12 protein-coding genes are annotated in these 11,182 nt (G+C 40.0%); 6 read left to right on the forward strand and 6 right to left on the reverse strand.

Going from position 1 to position 11,182, the window contains the following annotated elements; translation table 11 throughout:
- The coding region (locus tag VK541_RS22570) for a VOC family protein (RefSeq protein ID WP_324372823.1) at window positions 1–347 on the reverse strand (347 nt) is incomplete at its 3' end.
- 322 nt (window positions 348–669) lie between these two features.
- Between VK541_RS22570 and VK541_RS22575 the strand changes: the two genes are divergently transcribed.
- Together VK541_RS22575 and VK541_RS22580 are read left to right on the forward strand one after the other, a co-directional pair.
- Window positions 670–1,083, forward strand: a complete 414-nt coding sequence (locus VK541_RS22575) for a hypothetical protein (RefSeq protein WP_324372824.1) — start codon at window positions 670–672, stop codon at window positions 1,081–1,083.
- A 26-nt stretch (window positions 1,084–1,109) separates the two neighbouring features.
- On the forward strand, window positions 1,110–2,636 hold the full coding sequence (locus tag VK541_RS22580) for an LruC domain-containing protein (protein WP_324372826.1): 1,527 nt from the start codon (window positions 1,110–1,112) through the stop codon (window positions 2,634–2,636).
- On the opposite strand, the gene VK541_RS22585 is transcribed toward VK541_RS22580, so the two are convergent.
- Together VK541_RS22585 and VK541_RS22590 are read right to left on the reverse strand one after the other, a co-directional pair.
- Complete coding sequence (locus VK541_RS22585; RefSeq protein WP_324372827.1) at window positions 2,633–3,442, reverse strand: phosphatidate cytidylyltransferase; 810 nt, start codon at window positions 3,440–3,442, stop codon at window positions 2,633–2,635. The genes VK541_RS22580 and VK541_RS22585 overlap by 4 nt on opposite strands.
- Window positions 3,439–4,356 carry a CPBP family intramembrane glutamic endopeptidase gene (locus tag VK541_RS22590; RefSeq protein WP_324372829.1) on the reverse strand — a complete coding sequence of 306 codons (918 nt, stop codon included), beginning with the start codon at window positions 4,354–4,356 and terminating at the stop codon, window positions 3,439–3,441. The genes VK541_RS22585 and VK541_RS22590 overlap by 4 nt, the downstream gene beginning before the upstream one ends.
- A 54-nt stretch (window positions 4,357–4,410) precedes the next feature.
- Between VK541_RS22590 and dusB the strand changes: the two genes are divergently transcribed.
- Both dusB and apaG read left to right on the forward strand, forming a co-directional pair.
- Window positions 4,411–5,418, forward strand: coding sequence for a tRNA dihydrouridine synthase DusB (gene dusB, locus VK541_RS22595; protein WP_324372830.1), 1,008 nt, complete (start codon window positions 4,411–4,413; stop codon window positions 5,416–5,418).
- A 32-nt stretch (window positions 5,419–5,450) separates the two neighbouring features.
- Window positions 5,451–5,837, forward strand: a complete 387-nt coding sequence (apaG, locus tag VK541_RS22600) for a Co2+/Mg2+ efflux protein ApaG (RefSeq protein WP_324372832.1) — start codon at window positions 5,451–5,453, stop codon at window positions 5,835–5,837.
- A 7-nt stretch (window positions 5,838–5,844) separates the two neighbouring features.
- On the opposite strand, the gene VK541_RS22605 is transcribed toward apaG, so the two are convergent.
- The gene (locus tag VK541_RS22605) at window positions 5,845–6,540 is read right to left on the reverse strand and encodes a zinc metallopeptidase (RefSeq protein WP_324372833.1); all 696 of its coding nucleotides are present in this window, start codon (window positions 6,538–6,540) and stop codon (window positions 5,845–5,847) included.
- A 172-nt stretch (window positions 6,541–6,712) separates the two neighbouring features.
- Here VK541_RS22605 and VK541_RS22610 point away from each other — a divergent pair, with 172 nt between their 5' ends.
- The gene (locus VK541_RS22610) at window positions 6,713–7,951 is read left to right on the forward strand and encodes a DNA recombination protein RmuC (protein WP_324372835.1); all 1,239 of its coding nucleotides are present in this window, start codon (window positions 6,713–6,715) and stop codon (window positions 7,949–7,951) included.
- Window position 7,952: 1 nt separating this feature from the next.
- On the opposite strand, the gene thiL is transcribed toward VK541_RS22610, so the two are convergent.
- The gene (gene thiL / locus VK541_RS22615) at window positions 7,953–8,996 is read right to left on the reverse strand and encodes a thiamine-phosphate kinase (RefSeq protein WP_324372836.1); all 1,044 of its coding nucleotides are present in this window, start codon (window positions 8,994–8,996) and stop codon (window positions 7,953–7,955) included.
- Between the two features lie 10 nt (window positions 8,997–9,006).
- A complete protein-coding gene (gene nadA, locus VK541_RS22620) occupies window positions 9,007–9,999 on the reverse strand; it encodes a quinolinate synthase NadA (RefSeq protein ID WP_324372838.1) in 993 nt (330 codons plus the stop codon).
- A gap of 497 nt (window positions 10,000–10,496) precedes the next feature.
- On the opposite strand from nadA, the gene VK541_RS22625 reads away from it, so the two are divergent.
- Window positions 10,497–11,182: FAD-dependent oxidoreductase (locus VK541_RS22625; protein ID WP_324372837.1), on the forward strand; the 686-nt coding region annotated here is incomplete at its 3' end.

Genomic DNA, 11,182 nt, shown 5'->3' on the forward strand with positions numbered 1-11,182 from the left:
TCCCATAGTTCGATCTTATTCCCCTCGGGATCATATACCCAGGCAAATTTACCATAACTTTCATTCATTCTTTTCTCATCAATCAGGACGTTTTCAGCTTTTAGTTCTGCAAGCAAGCCCTCAAGATCAAGAACACGAAAATTGAGCATGAACTGCTGGCCGCTATTACCAAAATAATCCGTGTCTTCGGCAAAAGGAGAAAATACAGTAGGTCCCGCCTCCTGATTCCAGATATATCCACTTCCCATTGAGTTGATGCCGAAATGTTTTTCATACCATGCGCCAAGTGATTCCGGATTTCTGGAACGAAAAAAAACGCCGCCTATCCCTGTAATAAGTGCTGCCATATTATTGATTTAGTAAATGAAGGTACCGATACTCCAATAATTAATCAAGTTCCTTTTTCATAAATCTTTGGTTAGCAAACAGGGAACGCGGCCCCGCTCAGAAAACAAAAAACAGAGTTAGTTAAACTTAAAGTTTTTTTCAAAAACAAAATGGTCTCTCATTTTAGTTATTTTCTGGGTACATTAGAGATATAGTTCCCCAATATCGGCCGAAATTATATTCCCGAATTCCACAACACGTTGTAAATCAATATATTGAATAGTGGATACAGAATTGTTTAATGCTTTAGGTATTACCTCACCAATTCAACCCTAGTCCACTATGATAAAAAAAGTACTTACAATTGCGTCTGTTTCTTTAATGATTTTCTTATCCTGCAAAAAACAAGAAATGGTTGATTCACCTGAAATACCAGCAAAAATCACCAGTGAAATTGCGGCCCCAAAAGGATTTAACTGGGAGAATTCGAGAAATATAAATATCAACATTAGTATTTCCGAAAACAAATTTGCCGGGAAATTATATATGGTGACGATCTATTCTGCAAATCCTGCCTCGGGCGGAAAACTGATGTCTAAAGGTTCCTTAACCTCAATAACCAGATTTAGAAGTAAAATTTATCTGTCGAACCAGATTAATGAGCTATACATTGTCTGCATGGCTCCAGATAAGACAATGAATACAAGAACGATTGAGGCGGGCACTGCAGATCTCGACATCGTTTTTGGTTCATAATTCATTCATTTTTAAAATTCATTTTTATGAGATCTTTAGGCTTTTTCATGATCACCGTGCTTTTTTGTTCGGCATCTTCTTATACATCGACCGCCCAGACCGCACCTTCTTTTGGCGCCGCCCAAAGCTTTGCCGTTCTGGGTGCAGCCACCGTAACATCCACTGGGCCGACTGTGATTACAGGTAATGTTGGTGTCAGTCCGGGCACTGCCGTTACGGGTTTTCCACCAGCCTTTGTAAAAGAAGGTGCAATTTATTCAGGCGCAGCATCAATTGCTGGTGCGGCACAGGCTAGCGCCGCCGCTGTTTTCAAAAACATCACGAGTCAACCGGTACCCGCCGGCAATAACCTCACCGGCAAGGTGCTTGGGGAAACTGCTGGTGCACTCATCTTAAAACCAGGGATCTATAGTTTCGACTCTTCTGCACAGCTAAACGCAACGCTAACCCTTGATGACACCGGTGATCCTAATGCTGTTTTTATCTTCAAGATTGGATCAACGCTGACCACTGCGAGTTATTCTAAGGTAATCATGAAAAGCGGTGGAAAAGGACCAAATGTTTTTTGGCAAATTGGTTCATCTGCAACAATCGGTACGTATACCAATTTTACTGGAAATATTATTGCCACGGCGAGCATTACTATGACGACAGGCGCAATAACCACTGGCAGGCTGTTTGCATTAAATGCCGCGGTTACTATGGACACAAACACCGCTTTTGCGGTTTCTGAAGAAGTTCAGGATCGCGACACAGACGGCATTCCTGATATAATGGACGATTATCCCGATGATGCAACCAAAGCTTTCAACAACTATTCTTCAACAGGATCGGGATCTACGATTGGGTTTGAAGATCAGTGGCCCGTAAAAGGGGATTTTGATCTGAACGATTTAGTTATCACTTACAACTATACCGTTGTTACCAATGCCAAAAATATCGTGGTCCAGGTGATCGGAAAGTTTAAATTACACGCAACCGGGGGATCAATTAACAACGGTTTTGCAGTTGAGTTTCCGCTAGACCGTCTAAGTGTCGATAAACTGGAGGGCGGGGACTTAGAAGATGTTCAAACGAAGGCAGTGATTGTCTTATTTACCAATATGCACAAAGAAATGGCCAATCAAAATACAGTGCCGGGCGCGGTTCAGAGTGAGTCCAAATCTTATACCGTCAAATTCAATGTACTCAAGGGACCCTTATTTGAAAGTTTTGGCACTGATTTTAACCCTTTTTTATTCTATATGGCTGGTCAATCCAGACATGAAGTTCACCTGGCCGGCAAGGCCCCCACTCAGCTTGCAGATAAGCGTCTTTTCGGCGAGAATGATGACGACACAAATCTTTCCGCCGGAAGGTATTACCTGACTAAGTCAGGATTACCATTTGCAATAAGCATTCCTGCTGGCAGATTCGAATATCCAATTGAAGGGAAAGACATCGCCCAGGCCTATCTGCACTTTGCTGAATGGGCTGTTTCCGGAGGTAAATCTTACATAGATTGGTATGATAATCTGTCTAAGGGTTATAGAAACTCAGCACTCATATATTAATGAAGAATCAGGTACAAGTAGGCATACACCACCGGAGCACCAATGAGCAAGCCGTCAAAACGGTCCAGCAAGCCGCCATGCCCCGGCAGAAAAGAGCCCGAATCCTTAACATCCAGGCTCCGTTTCAGCATTGACTCTACCAGATCGCCTAATGTGCCGAAACATACGATCAATACGGCCATCCCTGCCCAAACCATAAAACCGATCTCAGTAAAATATATGGAAGTAAAATAAGCCACCAATACGCAGGTCAGCATACCGCCAAAAAAACCTTCCCATGATTTTTTAGGAGAATGGCGTTCAAACAGCCTGGTTTTTCCAAATTTAGATCCAAAAAGATAGGCGCCCGTATCACTTGCCCAAAGCATCAGCAGGAACGAAAGCGGTAAATGGAAATTATAGGAATAAGTGTTAAGGATAAAGCCCAATGAATAGAAAAAACAAAAAGGCACGGTCACATATACAAAGCCGATAAAGGTGTAAGAAATATTGGCAAAAGGGATTTTATCCTTCTTGTACAGCTCGCTGATGAATACTGAGAAAATGAGCGGTACGATCAGCAGCATATATTTGGTCTCAAACTGCAGATAATGATATCCGGCGGTCATCAAAAAAATCAGAGCAGCCACCCCTACCGCGATATTTCTATGGGGTCTGATACCAGATGTTTTGATCAGTTTGAAAAATTCCAGCAATGCTGCGATACTCAGCACCAAATAAAATGCGGTAAAAGTATAGCCTCCCAAAAAGATGGAGCTCAGCATGACAATGGTAAAAAAGAATGCGGTAATGGCTCTGGTCTTCATGAAAGATTAGTGGTTTGTTTTTTTAAAATTTGAAACACCAGAATGGTCAGGACAAAACTGATCAGGTAGCCGTACCATGCAAACTGCGGGACACTATCCATTTTGGAAATATCCATATTGTGTTTTTGCATATAAAATGCAACACATACAGCATAGGCATTGTTGATAAAATGGCCAAGCATCGAATACCATAAGCTTCCGCTCCAGAGGTAAACATATCCAAATCCTGCCCCCAGGAGCATCCGGGGTAAAAAGCCGTAAAATTGAACATGAATAGCGCTAAATACTGCGGCGGACAACCAAATGGCTACATGCGGGTTTTTGAAAACTCTTCCCAGTGTACGTTGTATCCCGCCCCTGAACATCAGTTCTTCGGAAACGGCCGGGACAAGAGCGATCATAAAAAGATTCACTACAAGTTCTTTCGTGCCGGCCATTTTTAATAAAAGAAGGGTAATTTGCATCGTCTCGTCTTCTTTTCTTCTGATCCAATGTTCTAAACCTTTTAGAAAATCTGGCAGTACCAGTTTTTGGTTAGTCAGCATGACCCATTCCATAAATGGCATAGAGACCAGCATAACAACCAAGACCAATCCCAGTATTTTCAGGTCGGGCTTTTTAAAGCTGTAAAATTTGCCCGGTGTTTTGCCCTCAGTAAGGGGTAATAAAATGGCCGGACAAAGAAAGAGTCCTAACGATGTAGCGATCAGCATGGTCTGAAGGGCCGGCAAATACTTTGGCTCAGCTCCGGAAAGCACATAAGGATCGGTAACCGCTTTCATTCCATACATTGCCATTATGATGATCATTGCAATGATCGTAAATACAATTACGCCGAGCAAAGCATAGCCCACAAGCATCAGCAACTGTAAATAAGGACTATTTTCTTCCCTTGGTTTTTGTATGAAACTCATTATTTTGATTTATTGTACCTTTGTACTTTGAAATTTTGGTTTGAAGATAAATAAATGTCTGTAAAGATAGGAAATATTGATCTGGGTGAGTTTCCTTTATTGCTCGCCCCGATGGAGGACGTGAGTGACCCGCCCTTCCGTTTTGTATGCAAGCAAAGCGGAGTAGACATGATGTACACCGAATTTATATCATCAGAAGGGCTCATCAGAGATGCGGCAAAAAGCCGTGCCAAGCTGGATATATTTGAATATGAGCGTCCTATAGGTATCCAGATATTTGGAAGTGAAATAGACCACATGCGCGAAGCAACAGAAATAGCGACGCAGGCCGGTCCTGATCTGATGGACATCAACTACGGTTGTCCGGTAAAACAAGTCGCGTGTCGTGGTGCCGGATCAGCATTATTACAAGATGTTGACAAAATGGTGGAAATGACCAAGGCGGTTGTGAACGCTACTCATCTGCCCGTTACGGTAAAAACCCGCCTGGGCTGGGATGATAACACCAAAAATGTAGAGGAGGTCGCCGAGCGGCTCCAGGACATCGGAATACAAGCCCTCACCATTCATGGCAGGACAAGAGCACAATTGTATAAGGGTGAGGCCGACTGGACCCTAATCAGGGAGATCAAACGCAATCCGAGAATAAAAATACCAATATTCGGCAATGGAGACGTGGACAGCATACAAAAAGCAGCTGACTGGAGACTGGAATATGAAATAGACGGAATTATGATCGGCAGGGCAGCTATAGGGTACCCCTGGATTTTTCGGGAGATCAGGCATTTTTTTAAAACGGGTCAAATACTAGCGGGTCCCAGTGTTGAAGAACGCGTATCTGTATGCCGTACACATTTTGAAAAATCTATTGCATGGAAAGGTCCTAAAGTTGGTATATTTGAAATGAGACGCCATTATGCAAACTATTTTAAGGGCCTGCCCGATTTTAAACCTTACAGAATGCTGCTGGTCAAAGAAGATAATATAGACACTATCCATAGTATTCTGGACGAAGTGGCAGACAAATATCACAACATATCACCCATTGGTGAAATGGCTTGATTTTTGAAAAGCAATTCTTAAATAATGTTGCAATGGTTACAGCGATCACACAGGGTGTTAAGATATCAGTAGAGACTACTTATCAGGATGAATATTCTAATCCTGAAAACGAGCATTTTATGTTCGCCTACCGCATTAATATAGAAAATTTGACAGATTATACCATCCAGCTGAAAAGGCGTCAGTGGTTTATTTTCGATTCAAATGGGATCCTGAGAGAAGTGGAAGGCGAAGGAGTGGTAGGACAACAGCCCATTTTACAGCCCGGAGATATGCATTCTTATGTTTCAGGCTGCCAGCTTACAACAGACATGGGCAGTATGCGCGGAAATTATTTAATGCAGCGTCTTGCTGATGATTCCGATTTTGTTGTGGATATTCCCCAATTTGAGCTGATTGTTCCTTACAGGCTAAATTAAATATTCTTTAATTCCTGTTTCTTCCAAATAAAACAGAAAGGTAATAAATAAGGTTCGTCATCGCGCCAAGTGCGGCTACGACATAAGTTAACGCTGCCCACCAAAGTGCATCTTTGGCCTGTCTATGTTCTTCAGAAGTATAAAGCACTTCCCTATTGTTTTTTAACCATATTAATGCACGTCTGCTTGCATCAAATTCTACCGGAAGGGTAATTATACTAAAGAATGTGATCAAAGTGAGGCCAGCAACACCAATAGCCAGGACTATCGGATTAAAGGTGAAAGCGATGAGCATTACTCCTACAATAAGTACCCATTGCAGTAAATTTGAGGTTATACTCACTACCGGTACCATACTGCTCCTCAGATTGAGCCAATGATAAGATCTTGCCTGTTGAACTGCATGTCCGCATTCATGAGCGGCAACAGCCGCTGCAGCCACACTTCTGCCGTAATAAACATCTGTACTGAGGTTAACCGTTTTTTCTTCTGGATTGTAATGGTCTGATAACTGCACATCAGTACTCATTACCTTTACATCAAAGATTCCACTGTCACGCAACATTTTCTCTGCCACCTCTTTTCCGGAAAATCCTGAATTTAACTGCATTTCTGCATACTCTGAAAATTTGTTTCTAAACCTCCACTGCACAAATACACTTAGGATCAGAACAGGTATGATCAATATAAAATATATTCCCATAGTCGTAAACGTATGTTTTTCAATGAGCTTTTAAGTATTCTTTCATCGGTATAATCTACAACTCAAAAAGTGTTCCCTTTTTTTATAAATAGCCGTCAATAAAAAACTATTTGACAGAGATATATTAGATTCCTCTAAAAATTACTAATTTTCGGTTATAAAAATATTAGTAATGGAAGTAGCGGCTATCACCTTATTGATCATAATTTTAGTAATATTTATAGGTTTAAAAACCTTCAACATACTAAAGGAGGATAAGTTAAAATTGCAGAATGAACTTAACGATCTGCGTATAAATCATATGAATGAACGTGATAAAGTCATAAAATCAGAAGAAAATTTACTGGCACAGCGAGAAAAACAAGCACAACAGGAACTATATATCGCAGAATTGCAGCAGCGATTCAAGGTAGAATTTGAAAATATTGCCAATAAACTCCTCGAAGAAAAATCAGCCAAATTTACCGAACACAATAAAGCTCATATGGATATTATTTTAAATCCGCTGAAAGAAAACATAAAAGCTTTTGAGGAGAAGGTTGAGAAGGTCTATAAATCTGAATCTGATGAAAGAAATGTACTGAAAGGTGTAATTTCTGAGCTCATGTCTCAAAGCAAACAGATACAGCAGGATGCAAACAACCTGACCAAAGCGCTAAAGGGAGACAGTAAGAAACAAGGAAATTGGGGCGAGGTCATATTAGAGCGTATTCTGGAAAGATCAGGACTGGTAAGAGACCGGGAATACAGGATACAGGCAAATTTAATAAATACTGACGGGAGCAGATTTCAGCCTGACGTGATCATAGACCTTCCTGATGACAAACACATCATTGTAGATGCCAAGGTTTCCCTGGTGGCTTATGAACGTCTGGTAAGTGCAGATCATGACGAAGACCGTGAAGTACATCTTAAACATCATATCCTCTCTATTAAAACGCATATACAAAGCCTTTCCGGGAAAAATTACCATGACCTCTACCAAATCAATTCGCCGGATTTTGTAATGCTTTTTATTCCCATTGAGTCTTCTTTTGGCATTGCCGTGCAACAGGATGCCGAATTATTTAATTTTGCCTGGGACAGGAAGGTCGTGATTGTAAGTCCTTCCACATTACTTGCCACCTTGCGAACCATCTCCAGCATCTGGAAGCAGGAAAGGCAGAAGAGAAATGTATTGGAAATAGCAAGATTAAGCGGAAGCATGTACGATAAATTTGTTGGCTTTTTGACTGATATGGAGAGTATTGGAAAGAATATCAAACAAAGTCAGGATGCCTATGACAAGGCTTTGAATAAACTTTCCACTGGAGCCGGAAACTTATCAAACACCTCAGAACGTATAAAAAAATTAGGTGCCAAAGCAACAAAGCAAATTGACACCAAATTTTTAGATTCTGATATTGAATAAACTACCCTTTATTAAAGGCACTCCAACCCTGAGCCTTCAATTCATGCACGACATTGGATTTAGATACCATGTTACACCCTGAATTCTTTTCCGTGATATGCCCGATCACACTGATATCCACATCATTTTTAAGCTTGGTATAATCAGATTGCCTGATGGTAAACAACAACTCATAATCTTCTCCGCCACTCAACGCACACACTGTAGGATCCAGGCCAAGTTCACGTGCAGTTTCATATGTTAACGGATCAATAGGTATTTTTTCTTCATACAAAGTACACCCCTTTTCAGACTGCTGACAAATGTGTAATATTTCTGAAGCCAGGCCATCCGATACATCGATCATAGAAGTAGGTATGATTTCCATCTGAGCCAGAAGATCTACAATATCCCGTCTGCCTTCCGGCTTAAGCTGTCTTTCAATGATGTAATCTTTTCCCTCCAGATCAGGTTGAATATTGGGATTTTCCAGGTATATCAACTTCTCCCTTTCTAATATCTGAAGCCCTACGTATGCTCCGCCAAGATCTCCTGACACACAGATCAGATCCCCTTCCCCGGCTCCATTTCTATAGGTAACATCTTTCTTCTCCGCATATCCTATACTCGTTACACTGAGTATCAAACCCTGCTTGCTGGTTGAGGTATCTCCACCTATCAGGTCAATGTTAAATTTATTACAAGCCCGCTCAATTCCTTTGTAAATTTCTTCCACCGCTTCCAGTGGAAATTTACTCGATAAGCCAATAGAAACAGTGATTTGGGTCGCTATACCATTCATCGCATAAATATCGCTTAGATTGACTTGCACAGCCTTATAACCCAAATGTATGAGTGGTACATACGCAAGATCGAAATGTATCCCTTCCAACAACAGATCTGTCGATATCAACACTTGCTTACCTGTAAAATCCAGTACAGCTGCATCATCTCCAACACCCCTGATACTACTCTCATGTCTGATCTTAAAATTTTCAGTCAGGTGTTTGATCAATCCAAACTCTCCCAGTTCAGCAATATCTGTACGCTCTTTATTTTCAAACATATTTATTTTTTTATAATCCCAGGCTGGCTGAAATTTGCAGCATTCTTTCTATAGGTTTTCGTGCGCTTACAATGATATCGGCAGGTACCGTAACTTCCGGTAATCCATTTTTCATACATAAATAGAGTTTTTCCAGAGTATTTCTTTTCATGTATGGGCAATCATTACAAGCACAACTGTTATTTGGCGGAGCCGGTATGAATGTTTTACCTGGATTTTCTTTTTCCATTTGATGAATAATCCCACTTTCAGTCGCCACTATAAATTCATTGGCATCACTATTCATTGTATACTTCAGCAATCCCGTAGTTGATCCTATGTAATCTGCCATTTTCAACACCGCTTCCTCACATTCCGGATGGGCAATAAATTTGGCATCGGGATGACGCTCTTTCAATTTGGTTATTTTTTCCCTGGAGAAAATTTCATGAACCATACATGCACCGTTCCACAATACAAGGTCCCTACCAGTTTTCTTTGCAACCCATGCCCCTAGATTTTTGTCAGGTCCAAAAATAATCTTGGTATCTTTAGGCAGGCTTTCTACAATTTGTACCGCATTTGTTGAGGTGCAAACGATATCACTTAATGCTTTTAATTCAGCCGTACAATTGACATAAGTGATGACTACATGATCAGGATATTTTTCTTTAAACTTCCTGAACAGGTGAGGCGGACAGCTGTCTGCAAGTGAACAGCCTGCTTTAAAATCTGGCAATAATACTTTTTTACCGGGTGAGAGGATTTTAGCCGTTTCAGCCATAAAATGCACGCCAGCAAATACGATTACATCTGCCTCAGTCTTTGCTGCCTCTTGCGACAGACCCAGGCTATCGCCTATGTAATCAGCAATATCCTGAATATCAGGCTCCTGATAATAGTGAGCAAGTATTATCGCATTTTTTTCCTTTTTTAATTTTTCTATTTCGACAAAAAGATCTAGTGTTGGATCGATCTTTTCGTCTATAAAACCTTTTTTATTCAATTCCGTTAAAGTGTCCATCATCAGTTTCTGTTATGAGTTTGAATCTTGCATAAAGGTACGCTGTTTCCACACTTCAATAAATAATAATTAATTTATATAAATAGATTTCTATTGTTTATTAGTGTGTTGGTATTGTGTACAAATTTCCTGTTTTAATACGATTATCTGAGTTATTAATAATTTACTAACATTAAGATTACATTTTCATTCTAAATATTGGCTGATTTACAGCAAGATATTAATAGACTTAAAAACTTATCAATGTAAATATGTGTATTATTAGGTAGGGGGTAAAAAGTTAATAAACTATGAAAATCAGCTTAAAAATAACTTAAAATATTGTGTCAAATAGCCTTTTTACCTTAGCTTTAAACATTCAAAAATATTTGTTCTAATTGTTTAGACATAAAGTTAACAATTCTATAGTGGTTGTTAACAAGTGTATGAATTTAGCCATTTTAAGGACCATTCTATTGAATATTGTTTGTAATTAATTGAATATCAATATAATATTAATGAGAAAAGTTGATTTTTTAGTTATTGGATCGGGAATAGCGGGCTTGAGCTTTGCATTAAAGGCTGCGAAGTATGGTAAGGTTTTAATTGTTACGAAGTCTAATGAGGATGAATCTAATACTAAGTATGCACAGGGTGGAGTAGCTGTAGTTGTAGATAAAGATGATTCTTTTGAAAAACATATTTCAGATACATTGGTGGCAGGAGATGGCTTGTGCGATGAGGAAATTGTGGAAATAGTTGTGAAGGAAGGTCCTCAGCGCATACAGGAGATTATAGACTACGGGATAAACTTTGATAAAAATCAAACAGGTGTGTATGACCTTGCAAAGGAGGGTGGCCATTCTGAACACAGAGTTTTACACTATAAGGATGTCACTGGATATGAAATAGAGAGTGTATTACTAAAGCAAATTCACCAGAATGAAAATATCGAGATATTAACACATTACTTTTGCCTGGAGCTGATCACCCAGCATCATCTGGGAATACACGTTGACAAGAGTACTGAAGATATCAACTGTTACGGCATATATGCCTTTAACACAGAACTTAACGATGTGGAAAAGATATTGGCAAATGTGACTATCATGGCTTCTGGAGGTGCCGGACATATCTATTCCAGTACTACAAATCCAGTTATTGCAACCGGCGATGGAATGGCAATGGTTTATAGAGCTAAAGG

Origin of the sequence: Pedobacter sp. (assembly GCF_035317785.1) — a bacterium.
Classification (GTDB): Bacteria; Bacteroidota; Bacteroidia; order Sphingobacteriales; family Sphingobacteriaceae; genus Pedobacter.